Here is a 16,301-nt window from a genome sequence, read left to right as displayed (position 1 = left end):
CTGGAACGGGCCGTCATCCTTCGGGATGGCGGCCCGTTCCGCGTATCCGCCCGTCCCGGCGGAGTGTGGGGGTCCGTGACCGAACATTACGTTCGCATTCGTCACATTTCGTCCGGTTGGACAGCATAGGGACATGACCTCTCTGCTCTCCGCGCCCTCGACGGCGCGCGGTCCGGCCGTCGCCGGCACTGCGCAGCCCGTGCGCCTGCACGGGGTGGAGCGGAGCTTCGCCGTCACACGTGGCCGCCGCGAGGTCCTCCGCGGAGTCGACGTCGACGTCGCCGCCGGCGAGATCGTCGCGATCGTCGGGCCGTCCGGATGCGGGAAGTCGACGCTCCTGCGCCTTGTCGGCGGGTTGGATGCGCCGACGGGCGGACGCATCCTGATCGATGACTCCGGTGTCGCCGATGTCGACGAGCGCACCGCGATCGCCTTCCAGGAGCCGCGGCTCCTGCCGTGGCGAACCATCGCGCAGAATGTCGAGCTCGGACTTCCTCGCGGCACCGCGCGACGTGAGGGCCGCGAACGAGTGCGCGAGCTGCTCGCTCTCGTCGGACTCGAGCAGGCGGCCGACCAGCGCCCACGCGAGGTGTCCGGAGGGATGGCGCAGCGCGCCTCTCTGGCCCGCGCGCTCGCCCGCAATCCCGGCGTCCTTCTGCTCGACGAGCCCTTCGGCGCGCTCGACGCCCTCACGCGATTGCGGATGCACGATCTGCTCCTGAAGATCCACGCCGCCGAGCCCACCACCGTCCTCCTCGTCACCCACGACGTCGAGGAGGCCCTCTACCTCGCCGATCGCGTGCTGCTTCTACGCACTCTCGTCGGCGACGACGAGTCGGATGCGCCATCCATCGCGCGAACGATCACCGTGCCCGGCTTCCGCCCCCGTGACCGCGCCGATCGCGGCCTCGCGAACCTCCGTGCCGAGCTCCTCGAGGGACTCGGCGTCGACACCCACCACAGCACCGCCACCGAGGAGACCCGATGAGCACCATCACCCGCCGAATCATCCCCGCGATCGCCATCGCCGGGACGATGATGCTCGTCGCATCCGGCTGCGTCGCCGGAGAGAACGCCACGGCCTCGGACACGACGACGGACTATGCGGCCGCGTCGGGCGAATGGTCCGCAGACACGCTGTCGATCGACTTCGCGACCTACAACCCGCTCAGCCTCGTGATCCGCGACCAGGGAATCCTCGAGGACATCCTCGGTGACGACGTCGCGGTCGAGTGGGTGCAGTCCGCCGGCTCCAACAAGGCGAACGAACTGCTGCGCTCCGGATCGATCGACGTGGGGTCGACCGCCGGCTCGGCCGCGCTGCTGGCCCGATCGAACGGCTCGCCCATCCAGGTCATCGACATCTTCTCGCAGCCCGAGTGGTCGGCCATCGTCGTCGGTCCTGACAGCGACATCACGTCGGTCGAGGATCTCGCGGGCAAGTCGGTCGCCGCGACGAAGGGCACGGATCCCTATTTCTTCCTGCTGCAGTCGCTCGAGGAGGCGGGCCTCTCGGTCGACGACGTCGAGGTGCAGAACCTCCAGCACGCGGACGGGCGCGCTGCGCTCGACGGCGGTTCGGTCGACGCCTGGGCCGGACTCGACCCGATCATGGCCGCGGCCGAGGTGGAGTCGGCCGACCAGCTGGTCTACCGCAACGTCGACTTCAACACGTACGGGTTCCTGAACGCCTCCGAGGATTTCATCGAGAACCACGCCGATCTCGCTCAGGCCGTCGTCGACGCATACGAGCAGGCGCGCGAGTGGGCCCTCGAGAACCCCGATGAGACGGCTGCGCTGCTCGCCGAAGTCGCCGGCATCGACATCGAGGTCGCGGAGACCGTGATCACCGAGCGCTCGAACCTCGACGTGAGCGGCATCCCGGGCGACGATCAGATCGCCGTGCTCGAGAAGATCGCCCCCGTGCTCGTCGATTCCGGCGATGTCCAGGGCGGCAAGGATTCGGTCGACAAGGCACTCGACTCGATCGTGAACGCGACGTTCGCCGAGAAGGCGGTCGGGGACGAGTGATCCTTCCCGACCAGCGCGTGGTGGTGCCCGCAGACACGAGGGACGCGCTCGACGCCGGCCGCGGCGTCCGTCGGCACTCTGAGGTGGGCGCTCGGCATGCGTGGGACCGCCCTGCGGTGCGGATCGCCGGTGGGTTCCTGCTGCCTGTCCTCATCGTCATCACCTGGCAGATCGCGACGACCACCGGGTTCGTCGCGCCCTACCTCCTCCCGTCTCCGGAGTCCGTCTTCTCCGCGGGCGTCGAGCTGGCCGAGCGCGGGCAGCTGTGGACGCACATCGCGATCTCGGTGCAGCGCGTGCTGCTCGGTTTCGCGATCGGATCGGTGATCGGACTCGTGATCGCGGGTATCGTCGGGCTCTCGCGGATCGGCGACGTGCTGCTCAGTCCCACGCTCTCGGCGGTCCGCGCTGTGCCGTCGCTGGCCTGGGTGCCGCTGCTGATCCTGTGGATGCAGATCGGCGAGGAGTCCAAGGTGACGCTGATCGCCATCGGCGCCTTCTTCCCCGTGTACACGACCGTCGCCTCGGCCCTCCGTCACGTCGACCCTCAGCTCGTGGAGGCAGGTCGCTCGTTCAGCCTCCGAGGCTGGTCGCTGTTCCGCACCGTGCAGCTGCCCGCCGTCGTGCCATCGGTCGTCGCAGGACTCCGCCTCGCTCTCGCGCAGGCCTGGCTGTTCCTCGTCGCCGCCGAGCTGATCGCCTCGTCGATGGGACTCGGGTTCCTGCTCACGGACTCGCAGAACAGCGGCCGAGTGGACAGGATCATCCTGTCGATCGTCCTGCTCGCGCTTCTCGGGACGATCACCAACGCTCTTCTCGTGCTGGTCGAGAAGTATCTGCTCCGACGGTGGGTGTGACCGTGACGGAAGCACGACTGCACGAGACCCGCACGTACCCGGCGCCCGCAGGGATAGCCTCGACGGCGAACGTGACCGCCGAGGCGTACGCGCGGGCGGCGTCGGATCCGACCCTCTTCTGGGAGCAGGCGGCGACGCGGCTCGACTGGGCCGAGACCTGGCACACGGCTCACGAGTGGGAGCCGCCCGTCGGGGATGCCGTTCCCGCCGCACGATGGTTCGTCGGCGGACGGCTCAACGTCGCGTACAACTGCGTCGACCGCCACGTCGAGGCCGGACGCGGCGACAAGGTCGCTCTGCACTTCGAAGGCGAGCCGGGCGACCGCATCGTCGTGACGTACTCCGACCTGCAGGAGAGGGTGTCGCGCGCGGCCAACGCGCTGATCGCACTCGGCATCCGGCCCGGTGACCGCGTCGTGGTCTACCTCCCGGTGCTGATCGAGACGGTCGTGATCACGCTCGCCTGTGCGCGGATCGGCGCCGTGCACTCGCTCGTGTTCGGCGGGTTCTCCGCTGAGGCGGTGCGATTCCGGCTCGCCGACACCGGAGCCAAGCTGCTCGTGACGAGCGACGGCCAGTTCCGCCGCGGCACCGCCACCGAGGTCAAGTCCACCGCCGATGTCGCGGCCGCCGACCTCCCCGACCTCGAGCACGTCCTCGTGCTCCGGCGCACCGGGCAGGACGTGCCCTGGACCGAGGGACGCGACGTGTGGTGGCACGACGTCGTCGACACCGCCTCGTCCGAGCACGTGGCAGAAGCGTTCGATTCCGAGCATCCGCTCTTCATCATCTACACGTCGGGCACCACCGGGAAGCCGAAGGGACTCGTCCACACCTCCGGCGGCTACCTCACGCACGCGAGTTGGGCGCATTGGGCCCACTTCGACGCGAAGCCCGATGACGTGCACTGGTGCACGGCGGATCTCGCCTGGGTGACCGCCCACACGTATGAGATCTACGGTCCGCTCTCGAACGGCCTGACGCAGGTCATCTACGAGGGCACGCCGGACACGCCGAGCCGCGAGCGACACCTCGAGATCATCGAGCGCTACGGGGTGACCGTCTACTACACCGCGCCCACGCTCATCCGCACCTTCATGACCTGGTTCGGCGCCGATCTGCCGGAGGGGCACGACCTCTCGACCCTGCGTCTGCTGGGAACGGTCGGCGAAGCGATCAACCCCGAGGCGTGGATCTGGTTCCGCCGGAACTTCGGGCGCGACGAGCTCCCGGTGGTCGACACCTGGTGGCAGTCCGAGACCGGGGCAGCGATGATCGCACCGCTTCCCGGCGTCACGACGCTCAAGCCCGGATCGGCGTCCGTGCCGCTGCCGGGCATCGACGCGACGGTCGTGGACGCGAACGGTGATGAGGTGGCGCCGGGGAGATCCGGCACGCTCGTCGTGCGCCGTCCGTGGCCGGGGATGGCGCGGACCGTGTGGGGCAACTCGCAGCGCTACCGCGACGCGTACTGGTCGGCGTATGCCGGACGCGGTGAGCACGGCGGATACTACGTCGCCGGTGACGGGGCGACCCGAGACGCGGACGGGTACATCTGGATCCTCGGTCGACTCGACGATGTCGTGAACGTGTCGGGACATCGCCTGTCGACGATCGAGATCGAATCCGCCCTCGTGGCGCATGACACGGTCGGGGAGGCGGGCACCGCCGGCGTGGCCGATGCGGTCACCGGGCAGGCCGTGGTCGCGTTCGTCACCGCATCCGGACGCTCTGAGGTCTCGACCAGCGAGCTCCGGGGCCAGGTCGCCACCGCCATCGGCCCTGTCGCGAAGCCGAAGCACATCGTCGTGGTGCCCGACCTGCCGAAGACCCGTTCGGGCAAGATCATGCGGCGACTGCTCGCACAGCTCTGGGAGGCCGAACAGGACCGACGAGCAGGACGCGCGCCCGCGCCGCTCGGGGACACGACATCTCTGCAGAACCCGTGGGCCGTCGACGACATCGCCGCCGTGCTCGAGAACGCTGAACTGAGGACACCATGACGGAAGAACATCGCTTCGGATTCCGGACGAGGGCGCTGCACGCCGGCGGCACCCCCGATGCCGCCACGGGCGCTCGCGCGGTGCCCATCTACCAGACGACCTCGTTCGTCTTCGAGGATGCGGCGGACGCGGGCAACCTCTTCGCTCTGCAGAAGTACGGCAACATCTACTCCCGCATCGGCAATCCCACCGTCGCCGCACTCGAGGAGCGCCTGGCCTCGCTCGAGGGCGGAATCGGTGCCGTCGCCACCGCCTCGGGCATGAGCGCGGAGTTCATCACGTTCGCGGCGCTCGTCGGAGCGGGTGACCATGTAGTGGCCTCCGCGCAGCTCTACGGCGGCACGGTGACGCAGCTCGATGTGACGCTGCGCCGCTTCGGCGTCGAGACGACGTTCGTCGCCTCGACCGACCCGGCCGACTATGCCGCCGCGATCCGCCCCGAGACGAAGGTCATCTACGTCGAGATGATCGGCAACCCGTCGGGCGAGATCGCCGACATCGAGGGGCTCGCCGACGTCGCGCACGCCGCCGGTGTACCGCTCGTCGTCGACGCGACACTGGCCACTCCGTACCTCGCGCGTCCGCTCGAGCACGGCGCCGACATCGTCATCCATTCGGTGACGAAGTTCCTCGGCGGTCACGGGACGACCCTCGGCGGTGTCGTGATCGAGAAGGGCACGTTCGACTGGGGCAACGGACGCTTCCCGCAGATGACGGAGCCGGTCGAGTCCTACGGCGGGATCAAGTGGTGGGACAACTTCGGCGAGTACGGGTTCCTCACCAAGCTCCGCACCGAGCAGCTGCGCGACATCGGGCCGGCGCTGAGCCCGCAGTCCGCGTTCAACCTGCTGCAGGGTATCGAGACGCTTCCGCAGCGCATCGACGCGCACCTCGCGAACGCCCGCATCGTCGCGGACTGGCTGGCCTCGGACCCCCGCGTGGAGTACGTGACCTGGGCGGGGCTCGAGGGGCATCCGCACCATGAGCGCGCCGCGAAGTACCTGCCGCTCGGACCGGGGTCGGTCTTCGCCTTCGGGGTCAAGGCCGAAGACGGCCGCGCGGCGGGGGAGAAGCTCATCGAGAACCTGCAGCTCGCCTCGCATCTGGCGAACATCGGCGACGCGAGGACGCTCGTCATCCATCCGGCATCCACGACCCACCGCCAGCTCACCGAGGCGCAGCTCACGGCGGCCGGTGTTCGCCCCGACCTGATCCGCATCTCGGTCGGCCTCGAAGACGCCGATGACATCATCTGGGACCTCGACCAGGCACTGACGACCGCGACGGGAACGAACCGATGAGCTCGACGGATACGGGATCCGCAGCATCCTGCGCCCTTCCGGCGCCCACTGAGGCCGCGGCCTGCGAGCTGCCCGGGACTGCTTCGGCGGCTCCGGGGCGCTCGTGGGTCGGGCCAGGCCAGCAGTCGCGGTTCGCGTTGCTTCGGCGCTCCACCTCCGTCGCGATCGTGGGCGCATCGAACAACCCGGCCCGAGCGTCGTACTTCGTCGGCACGTACCTGCTGTCGAGTTCGTCGTACGACGTCTACTTCGTCAATCCGCGCGAGACCGAGATTCTCGGGCAGCCGGTCTACGCGTCGCTCGCGGACCTGCCCGTGGTCCCCGACATCGTCGACGTCTTCCGCAGGCACGATGACCTGCCGGGCGTCGCGCAGGAGGCCGTCGACGTCGGCGCTCGTGCGCTGTGGCTGCAGCTCGGATCGTGGAACGAGGATGCCGCTGCCATCGCCGAGGCTGAGGGGCTCTCCGTCGTCATGGATCGATGCATCAAGATCGAGCATGCGCGATTCCACGGTGGACTGCACCTCGCCGGATTCGACACCGGAGTGATCAGCTCGCGTCGGCAGCTGCTCGGCCGCTGAGCCTCCGCATCGCCGAAGCCTAGACTGGCGGGATGCCACTCATCGCGCTCACCGGCGGCATCGCGTCGGGGAAGTCGACCATCGCACGGCGACTCGCCGATCACGGGGCCACCATCGTGGACGCCGATCAGATCGTCCGCGACGTCCAGGCTCCGGGATCGCCCGTGCTCGCAGAGATCGCCTCGACGTTCGGCGCTGAGGTCATCGCCCCTGACGGCTCACTCGATCGGGCGGCCCTCGGTGCCGTCGTGTTCGCCGACAAGGACAAGCTCGGGCAGCTGAACGCGATCGTGCATCCGGCGGTCCGTGCCGAATCGCAGCGACGCTTCGACGAGGCGGGGCACCGTGATCCGCAGTCCGTGGTCGTGTACGACGTGCCTCTGCTCGTCGAGGCCAGGGTCGACGATCCCTGGGATCTGATCGTCGTCGCGCATGCACCGGCGGACATCAGGAGGCGGCGACTCGTCGACCTGCGCGGCATGACGGACGCGGAAGCCGAGGGACGGATCGACGCCCAGGTGTCGGACGAGAAGCGGCTCGCCATCGCGGACGAGGTCATCGACACGTCCGGTTCGATCGCGAAGACGCTCGAGCAGACGGATGCTCTGTGGGAGCGGATCACGCCGCGGTGACGTTCTCCGGTCACGCGCCCGGCTCTCCCGAGTACCGACGGCTGATCGCCGGACTCTTCTTCGCAGGCATCGCGACCTTCGCGCAGCTCTACTCGCCGCAGGCCGTTCTGCCGGCGTTGTCGGTCGACCTCGGCATCGCGCCGGCGTCGGCGGCACTCGCCGTGTCTGCGGCGACGCTCGGACTCGCTGCAGCCGTGATCCCGTGGTCGATGGTCGCGGATCGCCTGGGGCGCGTGCAGGCCATGGTGATCGGCGTACTCACCGCGACGGCGCTCGGGCTCGTCGCGCCGCTGAGCACGGGCCTGGAGATGCTGCTCGCGCTGCGGCTTCTCGAGGGGATGGCCCTCGGTGCGGTCCCGGCGGTGGCACTTGCCTATCTGAGCGAGGAGATACGTGCTCGCAACGCGGCGACCGCGGCGGGCAGCTACATCGCGGGCACGACGGTGGGGGGACTCCTCGGACGCATCGTGTCGGGAATCGTCGGTGAGCAGATCGGTTGGCGTGCCGGCATGTGGACGGTGGCCGCCGTGTGCGCCCTCGCGGACGTGCTGTTCCTGTGGCTCGCGCCCCGGGCTCGAGGCTTCGTCCCGGGCAGACACCGCGAACACGCCGCAACCGGGATGCTGACGCGGTTGTTGACGCCGCTGCGTTCGGCCACGCAGCTCGCGCTCTACGCTCAGGGCTTCCTTCTCATGGGCGCGTTCGTGGCGGTGTACAACTACCTCGGCTTCCATCTCGTCGAGCCGCCCTTCGCCCTTCCCGTCTGGCTCGTGACCCTGCTGTTCCTGGCCTACCTCGCCGGGACCGTGTCATCGCCCTGGGCGGGGGTGCTGGCCTCTCGGCTGGGGCGGTTCCCGGTGCTGCTGGGGTCGATCGCCGTGATGTCGGCAGGAGCGATGGCGATGCTCGCTCCCGTGACCTTCGTGGTGCTCGCCGGCCTCGTGCTCTTCACCGGCGGCTTCTTCGGAGCGCACGCGGTGGCGTCCGGCTGGGTGCCGGTTGTGGCCGATCCGGATCATCGGGCTCAGGCCTCGTCGCTCTACTACTTCGGCTACTACGCCGGTTCGAGCCTGTTCGGCTGGGTGCTCGGAGTGGTGTTCGGAGCGGCTGATTGGGTGTGGTTCATCGTCGCCGTTCTCGCGATGTGCGGGATCGCCGCGATGCTCGCCGCCGCCGCTCTGCGCGGGATGCCGTACGGACGTCGCTGAGAGGCCCAGCCGGGGAGCGGCCTCAGCGCGGCCGCGTCACGCGCCCGACGGGCTGACGCTCGCGCCGCAGGCGAGCCCGTCGGCGGAGGAGCGCGATGACGGCGACGACGAGCCCGATGAGCAGCGCGGCTGCCAGGATCGGGACGATGATCGCGGCCGCCGCGAGGGCGAAGGACGCGCCGTCCTCCGCCGCGCTGAGGACGGGGGCGGCGAGCCCTCCTGTCGCCGCATTGGCGGTCACCCGCGCCGTCGCCTTGACGATGTGGACCACGAGTGCGACGGCGATGCCCACCGCCACGGGAACCCATTGATTGTCGGCGAAGAGCGAGGCCGGATCGTCGACGGCGACGGTCTGCGCGCCCGCACCCGCTCCGAAGGCGATGCCCCCGGCCGCCGGACGCAGGATGCTCTGGACGATGTCGTTCATCGAGTCGAGAGCGGGGATCTTGTCGGCGATGATCTCGAGGAGCAGCAGAGCTCCCACGATCCACAGGGCGAGGTCGCTCGACAGCCACGCCCACGCGGACGGCAGCTCGACGGCGGGCAGGAGCCGATCCGCGAGGCCGAGCAGGAACAGCGGCATCCAGGCGTTGAGGCCCGCCGACGCTGCAAGGCTGGTGCCGATGATGAACTCGATCACGCCCCCACTCTAGGTGCGGCCTCCGACACGGCCCCGATGTCGGTGGCCACGCCTACGCTGGAGGTATGCAACCCACCCGCAGTGTCCGTCCGTTCGAGGTCATCAGCGAGTACGCGCCGGCCGGTGACCAGCCGAAGGCCATCGCCGAGCTCGCATCGCGCATCAATGCGGGCGAGACCGACGTCGTGCTCCTCGGTGCGACGGGTACCGGCAAGTCTGCGACCACCGCCTGGCTGGTCGAGCAGGTGCAGCGTCCGACACTCGTGCTCGCGCACAACAAGACACTGGCCGCGCAGCTCGCCAATGAGTTCCGCGAGCTCATGCCCAACAACGCGGTCGAGTACTTCGTGTCGTACTACGACTACTACCAGCCCGAGGCGTACGTGCCGCAGACCGACACCTTCATCGAGAAGGACTCGTCGATCAACGCCGAGGTCGAGCGTCTGCGCCACTCGACCACGAACTCTCTCCTCAGCCGCCGCGATGTGATCGTCGTGTCGACCGTCTCCTGCATCTACGGCCTCGGCGCGCCGGAGGAGTACCTCCGGGCGATGGTCGCCCTCCAGGTGGGGGAGCGGTACGACCGCGACGCGCTCATCCGGCAGTTCATCGCGATGCAGTACAACCGCAACGATGTCGACTTCTCGCGCGGCAACTTCCGCGTGCGAGGCGACACGATCGAGATCATCCCGGTGTACGAAGAGCACGCGATCCGCATCGAGCTGTTCGGCGATGAGATCGAGGCCCTCTATTCGCTGCACCCTCTCACGGGCGAGGTGATCGAGAAGCTCGATGCGGTGCCGATCTTTCCCGCCTCGCACTACGTGGCGGGGACCGACGTGATCCAGCGTTCGATCGGCACGATCGAACACGAGCTCGAGGAGCGTCTCCAGGAGTTCGAGCGGCAGGGCAAGCTTCTCGAGGCGCAGCGTCTGCGCATGCGCACCACGTTCGATCTCGAGATGCTGCAGCAGCTGGGCTTCTGCTCCGGTATCGAGAACTATTCGCGGCACATGGACGGTCGTCAGCCCGGCGAGCCTCCGCACACGCTGCTCGACTTCTTCCCCGACGACTTCCTGCTCGTGATCGACGAGTCGCATGTCACCGTGCCGCAGATCGGTGCGATGTACGAGGGCGACGCGTCGCGCAAGCGCACACTCGTCGACCATGGGTTCCGCCTGCCGAGCGCGATGGACAACAGGCCCCTGCGCTGGGACGAGTTCAAGAATCGCATCGGTCAGACCGTGTACCTCTCGGCGACTCCCGGAAAGTACGAGATGGGCATCGCCGACGGGGTGGTCGAGCAGATCATCCGCCCGACGGGACTCGTCGATCCTCACATCATCGTGAAGCCCTCGAAGGGGCAGATCGACGACCTGCTCGAGGAGATCCGAGTGCGCGTCGGCCGTGACGAGCGCGTCCTCGTCACCACGCTCACGAAGAAGATGTCCGAGGAGCTCACCGACTTCCTGGGCGAGCATGGCGTGCGGGTGCGGTACCTGCACTCAGACGTCGACACCCTTCGTCGCGTCGAGCTGCTCAGCGAGCTGCGGGCGGGTGTCTACGACGTGCTCGTCGGCATCAACCTGCTGCGTGAGGGCCTCGACCTTCCCGAGGTGTCGCTGGTCGCGATCCTCGACGCCGACAAGGAGGGCTTCCTGCGCTCGGGTACGTCGCTCATCCAGACCATCGGGCGAGCAGCGCGAAACGTGTCGGGCGAGGTGCACATGTACGCCGACAAGATCACCGATTCGATGGCCAAGGCGATCGAGGAGACCGATCGTCGTCGCGAGAAGCAGATCGCCTACAACACGGAGAACGGCATCGATCCGCAGCCGCTGCGCAAGCGCATCGCCGACATCACCGAGGTGCTGGCGCGCGAGGGCGCGGACACGGCCGAAATGATGTCCGGTCGCGGGCGGGCGACCGGCAAGGGCAAGTCGCCGACGCCGAACCTGCGACGCACGGGTATCGCCGCCGAGGGGGCGCAGCAGCTCGAAGCCGTCATCCAGGACCTGTCCGATCAGATGCTCGCGGCAGCGGCCGAACTCAAGTTCGAACTCGCGGGTCGACTGCGCGACGAGGTGCAGGACCTCAAGAAGGAACTGCGCGCCATGGAGAAGGCCGGGCACGCCTGAGGTCGAGGCCGAGCACGAGGGGCGAGGTGGGAGAGGGCCGCGGACGATGGGGACCGGCTGGTTGGACGTCTCGCCCGCTGCTGTCGCGACCGATGACGACCTGGCTTTCTGGCTCGACGTGGCGCGAGGCGACGCTGCCCCTTCGGGCTGAGGCGCCCGCAGAAGAACCCGTCGGAGGCCGTCGTCGCCCCCCGCCGCGATCAGGGGCAGTGCACCAGTGTCTTCGGACCCGAGCGGTCGATCTCGTGCGCGCTCATCGCGGCGCCGCAGAGCGGGCAGGCGCGCTCTGCGCGTTCGGTCGCGGTCGGCGGCGGCGTCGTCTCGTAGGGGCCGACAGACGCGGGGCCGGCGAGTCGGATGAGGTTCGAGTTGATCCAGGCGTACAGGCCGCCGGCTTCCCTGATCCGGGAGCGGAGGGGAGGGCGATCCTTCGGGTGGGCCATGTTGCTTAGTGTACTAATCATTAGTGCCGTTGTATAGTCGATGCCGTGACGGCATCCGAGGACCTGCTCAAGCTCGACAACCAGCTCTGCTTCGCGCTGGTCACCGCCGCGCGGAATGTCGTCGCGATCTACCGCCCGATCCTCGAGCCACTCGGTCTCACGCATCCGCAGTACCTCGTGATGCTGGCGCTGTGGGAGCGGTCACCACGACCGCTCAACGATCTCGCCGCCGACCTCGCGCTCGAGCCGGCCACAGCTTCGCCCCTGGTGAAGCGACTCGAAGCGGATGGTCTGGTGGCCAGACAGCGCAGTGCACAGGATGAGCGTCGTCTGGACATCACCCTGACCGAAACCGGGCGCGCGCTGCGTGATCGAGCGCTCGACGTGCCCGGACAGGTCATGGCCGCGGTGGGGATGGACTTGCAGCAGGTCGCGACCCTGCGCGACGGCTTGTCCGCTTTCGCGGGTCGCCGCCCCGTCCAGGAGTGACCGCGGCATAGGGTGTGGGGCATGCCGGCCGCTCACTCGACACGTCACGCGCGTGCGAGCATCCGCGGGGTGGCGACCGTGGGCTCGGTCATCTTCCTCTTCGCCGTCGCGATGCTCGCATCGGGTCTGCAGGAGGCGCCGACCTTCCGCCCCGACTCGCTGTTCGCTCCGGCGACAGCGGAGCCGGTGCCGACGGTCGCCCCTGCCGTGACCGGTCTGCCCGAAGAGGTGGAGATCGACCCCGCCGGAGCCGCGATCGCGCAGACGTTGGGGATCATCCTCCTGGTTCTCGTGGGTGCCGCACTGATCGCCCTCCTCATGCTGATCGTGCGGGCGCTCATCCGGGCATGGCGCAACAGGCCGCTGGGACGCCGGGATGCCGCCGACGTCGCCTCGGAGTTCGGGGAGATCGACGCCGCTCCGGACTCGGATGCGGCCGCCCCGGTGATCCAGCGGGGCATCCTCGGCGCTCTGCGATCGATCGATGACAGAGCTGATCCCTCCGACGCCATCGTCGCGGCATGGGTCGGACTCGAGGAGACCGCGGCGGATGCCGGCGTCCGGCGCGACGCGAGCGAGACGCCAGGGGAGTTCGCACTCCGCATCATCACCCTGCGATCCGGCGTCGCCGACGAGGCCGCCCGGTTGCTGGTGCTCTATGAGCGGGTCCGGTTCGGTGCGCACATCGCCTCCGAGCGTGACCGCGAGAGCGCGAGGCAGGCTCTCCGGCGCATCGAGGGGGCGTGGCGATGACGCTGCGCGGAAATCTCCTCGCGGTCGGGGCCACGGTCTCCACCGCGCTCGCACTGTTCGTCTTCGGATTCACCGAGCCCTTCATCGTCGGCTGGAGCCTGCTCGCAGGGGCGGTGGCACTGCTGGCGCAGCTCGCCTTTCCCGAGGAGCCGCAGTCCGACGCGCCGCACATCGTCGCCGAGCTCAAACGTCGACCCACGGAGATCTCACGGATGTCGTGGGCGCTGAACACGCACACGGGTCTTGCAGGTCAGCAGATCACGAAGAGGGTGCGAGAGATCCTGCGCCATCGGCTGCAGCGAGTGGGTGTCGATCCGGACGACCCCGATCACCGCGACGCTGCCGCAGCACTGCTCGGGCCCGACCTGTGGGCCCGGCTGACCGGTCCGCGCACGACGATCGTCGACATCGAGCATGCGCTCGACGCGATCGATCGACTCGCGCCCGATCGCACCTCGCCACCCCCTCGATCAAGGAGCTGACATGACCGCCGCCACCGAGATCGCCGACACCGGAGCGCAGATCCTCACAGCTGTGCGTACCGTCGTGGTCGGCATGGACGACCCACTCGAGATCGCGCTCGCGTCGATCCTGGCCGGCGGGCACCTCCTGTTCGAGGACGTGCCCGGTCTGGGGAAGACTCTTGCGGCCAGGAGTCTCGCCTCCGCTCTGGGGCTGTCGTTCCGGCGGCTCCAGTGCACCCCCGACATGTTGCCGGGCGATGTGACGGGTTCCTACGTGTATTCACCGGATTCCGGCGAGTTCGTCTTCCGCCCCGGGCCGATCTTCACCGGACTGCTTCTCGCCGATGAGATCAATCGCACCACTCCGAAGACGCAGTCGGCGATGCTCGAGGCGATGGCCGAGCGCCAGGTCACGGTGGAAGGGAACAGCTTCGCGCTGCCCGCGCCGTTCCATGTGATCGCGACGTCGAATCCGATCGAGTACGAGGGCACCTATGCGCTCCCGGAGGCGCAGCTCGACAGATTCATGGTCCGCCTCTCGATCGGCTACCCCGAGGTGGAGGGGGAGGCACGGATCCTGCAGAACCGCGTCCTGCGACGGGAGGAGGCCACGCATGTTCCACCCGTCATCGACGCCGCCCGTCTCGTGCAGCTCCAGACGGCGGTGGAGGCGATCCATGTGGATCAGGACATCACGCGATACTGCGTCGAGGTCGCGCGCGCGACGCGCTCGGCACCGCAGGTCGAGGTCGGGGCCTCGCCGCGCGGCTCGCTCGGCCTCGTGCTGCTGGGGCGGGCGCTGGCGGCGCTCGACGGCCGCGACTTCGTGCGTCCCGACGACATCAAACGCATCGCCGTGCCGGTTCTGGCGCACCGTCTCACACTCACTCCGCAGGCCTGGTCGCAGGGGGCATCGGCAGCGGACGTGGTGCGATCGGTCGTGGGCCAAGTCGCGGTGCCTCCGACGGTCCGAGCGCTCGGATGACGACGCGGACCACGGACGGTCGGTGGAGTCCGGCGCTGGCGGTGGCGATCGGCGGGGCCGTGCTCCTCGCGGTGCTCGGTCTTCTGTTCTCCCGCCCGGACATCGTCGCGATGGGAGTACCGCCCGCTCTCTGGAGTGCGTTCGCCCTGTCGAGGCGAGCCGGAGGGATCGAGGCCCGGGTGATCGTCGACGCGCTGCCCGCCGCCGACGGCGAACTGCGCACGTCGATCGCCGTCGAGAGCGATGCGGATGCCGTCGAGGTGCTCATCGTCCAGTCGGAGCGCCGGACCCGCCGCGTGTTCGTGCCGGGCGGCGGGCGCCCGATCGTCGCCCGCAGCCGCGTGCTGCACTCCGGTCCGGGTGTGCCCGTGCAGCTGTCCACCCGGGCGCTCGCATTCGACGGCGCAGTGCTCGGCGTCGCTTCGCCGACCGTGACCAGCTCTCGGCAGGTGGCGCCCGCGCTCGTCCGCATCGACGACGTGCCGCTCCCGAGGCGACTCACCGGTCTGCACGGCACTCACGAGGGCCGCAGGCCAGGACAAGGCGGGGATTTCCGCGACATCCATGCCTTCGCGCCGGGAGATGAGTTGAGGCGGGTCGACTGGCGGGCCACCGCGAGGCTGGCTCGGCGGCCAGGTGACCTCCTCGTGCGTCGCACCCATACGCTGAGCGACGCATCTGTCGTGATCGCCATCGACACTTCGGAGGATCTCGGCGAGGTCGTCTCCCTGTGGGGGAGCGGCGACGACGAGCGAAGCGGCGTGACCTCTCTCGATCACGCCCGTCAGGCGGCTCGATCGATCGCCGCCGAGACGATCGCCGACGGCGACCGCGTCGCGCTGCATGTCCTCGTCAACGGCGGTCGCTCGCTGCGCAGCGGTGGCGGTTCGCGCCACCTCGCGCGGGTGGAGGCGGCGATAGCAGCGACAGGGCAGGCGCGTGAGGATGCGTCGTTCCGAAGGACTCCCCACGTGCCGCATGGGTCCGTCGTCTTCGTGCTGTCGTCCTTCTTCGAGGGGGCGGCCGCACAGACCGCCCTCCTCTGGCGTGCGAGCGGCCATCGCGTGGTCGCCGTCGATGTGCTGCCCCGCCTCGACCGTGCGCGTCTGACCCGTACGCAGACGATCGGTCTGCGCACCGTGCTGGCGGAGAGGGAGAACGTCTTCGCCGATCTCGAGGGAGCCGGTGTCGATGTGGTGACCTGGGCTGAGGACCCGGCCGCCGCGCTCGCGAGCATCGCGGGAGCCCGGCGGTGAGAGTGCGCAACGATTCTCTCGAGACGGCACCAGCGGTGTCGTGGCTGGTCCTGCGCCTCGCGCTCGTGGCGGTCGCGGCCACGGGCGCGTTCGTCCTGTGCCCGCTGGTCGGATGGCAATGGGCGGCCGTGGTCCTCGCGCTCCTCGGCGCCGCGCTTCCCCCCACGTTCGGCGGGTGGGGGGCGATCGCGTGCATCGTGATCGGGATGCTCGTCTCGGAGCCCGATCTCGGTCGCGCGATGCTCGCCGTTCTCATCGTGCACCTCATCCACGTGCTCACATCACTCACCCTGGTCGTACCGCGCGGATCGCGCGTCGTGCTCGCAGCCCTGCGTCGGAGTGGAGTACGGCTGGTGGCCGTGCAGACGATCGCTCAGCCGGTGACCGTCGCCGCTCTTCTCGTCACAGCGGGAGCGGCGGGTGCGACCCCCTGGGCGGTGGTCGCGGCTGCCGTCGCCGTCGCGGCGGCAGCGGCGGTGTTGATCAGCGGGTCTCACCGCGGCGCTCGATGACCATCGGC

At 69.1% G+C, this 16,301-nt stretch carries 17 protein-coding genes; 15 read left to right on the top strand and 2 right to left on the bottom strand.

What is annotated here, in order from left to right:
* Positions 1 to 133 precede the first annotated feature (133 nt).
* Genes IXW21_RS06295 through IXW21_RS06260 form a run of 8 tightly spaced genes read left to right on the top strand, consistent with a single transcriptional unit; the run spans position 134 to position 8,613 of the window.
* On the top strand, positions 134 to 988 hold the full coding sequence (locus IXW21_RS06295) for an ABC transporter ATP-binding protein (RefSeq protein ID WP_194763410.1): 855 nt from the start codon (positions 134 to 136) through the stop codon (positions 986 to 988).
* Positions 985 to 2,031 carry an aliphatic sulfonate ABC transporter substrate-binding protein gene (locus IXW21_RS06290; RefSeq protein WP_194763409.1) on the top strand — a complete coding sequence of 349 codons (1,047 nt, stop codon included), beginning with the start codon at positions 985 to 987 and terminating at the stop codon, positions 2,029 to 2,031. The genes IXW21_RS06295 and IXW21_RS06290 overlap by 4 nt, the downstream gene beginning before the upstream one ends.
* Positions 2,028 to 2,888 (top strand): ABC transporter permease, encoded by an 861-nt coding sequence (locus IXW21_RS06285; protein WP_194763408.1) that lies wholly within the window; start codon positions 2,028 to 2,030, stop codon positions 2,886 to 2,888. The genes IXW21_RS06290 and IXW21_RS06285 overlap by 4 nt, the downstream gene beginning before the upstream one ends.
* Complete coding sequence (gene acs, locus IXW21_RS06280) at positions 2,879 to 4,891, top strand: acetate--CoA ligase (protein WP_194763407.1); 2,013 nt, start codon at positions 2,879 to 2,881, stop codon at positions 4,889 to 4,891. The genes IXW21_RS06285 and acs overlap by 10 nt, the downstream gene beginning before the upstream one ends.
* The gene (locus IXW21_RS06275) at positions 4,888 to 6,192 is read left to right on the top strand and encodes an O-acetylhomoserine aminocarboxypropyltransferase/cysteine synthase family protein (RefSeq protein WP_194763406.1); all 1,305 of its coding nucleotides are present in this window, start codon (positions 4,888 to 4,890) and stop codon (positions 6,190 to 6,192) included. The genes acs and IXW21_RS06275 overlap by 4 nt, the downstream gene beginning before the upstream one ends.
* Complete coding sequence (locus IXW21_RS06270; RefSeq protein ID WP_194763405.1) at positions 6,189 to 6,773, top strand: CoA-binding protein; 585 nt, start codon at positions 6,189 to 6,191, stop codon at positions 6,771 to 6,773. Before IXW21_RS06275 ends, IXW21_RS06270 begins: the two co-directional genes overlap by 4 nt.
* Positions 6,774 to 6,805: 32 nt before the next feature.
* The gene (gene coaE, locus IXW21_RS06265; RefSeq protein ID WP_194763404.1) at positions 6,806 to 7,405 is read left to right on the top strand and encodes a dephospho-CoA kinase; all 600 of its coding nucleotides are present in this window, start codon (positions 6,806 to 6,808) and stop codon (positions 7,403 to 7,405) included.
* Positions 7,381 to 8,613 carry an MFS transporter gene (locus IXW21_RS06260; RefSeq protein WP_323742178.1) on the top strand — a complete coding sequence of 411 codons (1,233 nt, stop codon included), beginning with the start codon at positions 7,381 to 7,383 and terminating at the stop codon, positions 8,611 to 8,613. Before coaE ends, IXW21_RS06260 begins: the two co-directional genes overlap by 25 nt.
* A gap of 22 nt (positions 8,614 to 8,635) precedes the next feature.
* On the opposite strand, the gene IXW21_RS06255 is transcribed toward IXW21_RS06260, so the two are convergent.
* On the bottom strand, positions 8,636 to 9,253 hold the full coding sequence (locus IXW21_RS06255) for a DUF4126 domain-containing protein (protein ID WP_194763403.1): 618 nt from the start codon (positions 9,251 to 9,253) through the stop codon (positions 8,636 to 8,638).
* Between the two features lie 65 nt (positions 9,254 to 9,318).
* Between IXW21_RS06255 and uvrB the strand changes: the two genes are divergently transcribed.
* Entirely contained in the window at positions 9,319 to 11,391 is a 2,073-nt protein-coding gene (uvrB, locus tag IXW21_RS06250; RefSeq protein ID WP_194763402.1) for an excinuclease ABC subunit UvrB, read from the top strand.
* Between the two features lie 200 nt (positions 11,392 to 11,591).
* On the opposite strand, the gene IXW21_RS06245 is transcribed toward uvrB, so the two are convergent.
* Positions 11,592 to 11,834: a hypothetical protein gene (locus IXW21_RS06245; protein WP_194763401.1), complete on the bottom strand. Its 243-nt coding sequence runs from the start codon at positions 11,832 to 11,834 to the stop codon at positions 11,592 to 11,594.
* A gap of 45 nt (positions 11,835 to 11,879) precedes the next feature.
* On the opposite strand from IXW21_RS06245, the gene IXW21_RS06240 reads away from it, so the two are divergent.
* From IXW21_RS06240 to IXW21_RS06215, 6 genes are read left to right on the top strand one after another with little or no spacing between them, the layout of a single operon-like run.
* Complete coding sequence (locus IXW21_RS06240) at positions 11,880 to 12,323, top strand: MarR family winged helix-turn-helix transcriptional regulator (RefSeq protein WP_194763400.1); 444 nt, start codon at positions 11,880 to 11,882, stop codon at positions 12,321 to 12,323.
* A gap of 21 nt (positions 12,324 to 12,344) precedes the next feature.
* Positions 12,345 to 13,076: a DUF4129 domain-containing protein gene (locus IXW21_RS06235; RefSeq protein ID WP_194763399.1), complete on the top strand. Its 732-nt coding sequence runs from the start codon at positions 12,345 to 12,347 to the stop codon at positions 13,074 to 13,076.
* A complete protein-coding gene (locus IXW21_RS06230; protein ID WP_194763398.1) occupies positions 13,073 to 13,558 on the top strand; it encodes a hypothetical protein in 486 nt (161 codons plus the stop codon). The genes IXW21_RS06235 and IXW21_RS06230 overlap by 4 nt, the downstream gene beginning before the upstream one ends.
* Before the next feature lies 1 nt (position 13,559).
* On the top strand, positions 13,560 to 14,525 hold the full coding sequence (locus IXW21_RS06225) for an AAA family ATPase (protein WP_194763397.1): 966 nt from the start codon (positions 13,560 to 13,562) through the stop codon (positions 14,523 to 14,525).
* Positions 14,522 to 15,781, top strand: a complete 1,260-nt coding sequence (locus IXW21_RS06220) for a DUF58 domain-containing protein (protein ID WP_194763396.1) — start codon at positions 14,522 to 14,524, stop codon at positions 15,779 to 15,781. The genes IXW21_RS06225 and IXW21_RS06220 overlap by 4 nt, the downstream gene beginning before the upstream one ends.
* A 2-nt stretch (positions 15,782 to 15,783) precedes the next feature.
* Positions 15,784 to 16,293: a hypothetical protein gene (locus IXW21_RS06215; protein WP_194763395.1), complete on the top strand. Its 510-nt coding sequence runs from the start codon at positions 15,784 to 15,786 to the stop codon at positions 16,291 to 16,293.
* Positions 16,294 to 16,301: the final 8 nt, after the last annotated feature.

The sequence above is a fragment of the Microbacterium sp. UFMG61 genome (genome assembly GCF_015354505.1).
In the GTDB taxonomy this organism is placed as follows: Bacteria; Actinomycetota; Actinomycetes; order Actinomycetales; family Microbacteriaceae; genus Microbacterium.
The sequence above is the reverse complement of the archived record's forward strand: the minus strand, read 5'-3'. Positions and strand labels throughout refer to the sequence as shown.

Bases quoted from the DNA above. Each gene is read 5' to 3' on its own strand.
- IXW21_RS06230 (WP_194763398.1), top strand. From the start codon at position 13,073: ATGACGCTGCGCGGAAATCTCCTCGCGGTCGGGGCCACGGTCTCCACC.
- coaE (WP_194763404.1), top strand. From the start codon at position 6,806: ATGCCACTCATCGCGCTCACCGGCGGCATCGCGTCGGGGAAGTCGACC.
- IXW21_RS06275 (WP_194763406.1), top strand. From the start codon at position 4,888: ATGACGGAAGAACATCGCTTCGGATTCCGGACGAGGGCGCTGCACGCC.
- IXW21_RS06235 (WP_194763399.1), top strand. From the start codon at position 12,345: ATGCCGGCCGCTCACTCGACACGTCACGCGCGTGCGAGCATCCGCGGG.
- IXW21_RS06245 (WP_194763401.1), bottom strand. From the start codon at position 11,834: ATGGCCCACCCGAAGGATCGCCCTCCCCTCCGCTCCCGGATCAGGGAA.
- IXW21_RS06290 (WP_194763409.1), top strand. From the start codon at position 985: ATGAGCACCATCACCCGCCGAATCATCCCCGCGATCGCCATCGCCGGG.
- IXW21_RS06225 (WP_194763397.1), top strand. From the start codon at position 13,560: ATGACCGCCGCCACCGAGATCGCCGACACCGGAGCGCAGATCCTCACA.
- IXW21_RS06270 (WP_194763405.1), top strand. From the start codon at position 6,189: ATGAGCTCGACGGATACGGGATCCGCAGCATCCTGCGCCCTTCCGGCG.
- IXW21_RS06295 (WP_194763410.1), top strand. From the start codon at position 134: ATGACCTCTCTGCTCTCCGCGCCCTCGACGGCGCGCGGTCCGGCCGTC.
- IXW21_RS06220 (WP_194763396.1), top strand. From the start codon at position 14,522: ATGACGACGCGGACCACGGACGGTCGGTGGAGTCCGGCGCTGGCGGTG.
- uvrB (WP_194763402.1), top strand. From the start codon at position 9,319: ATGCAACCCACCCGCAGTGTCCGTCCGTTCGAGGTCATCAGCGAGTAC.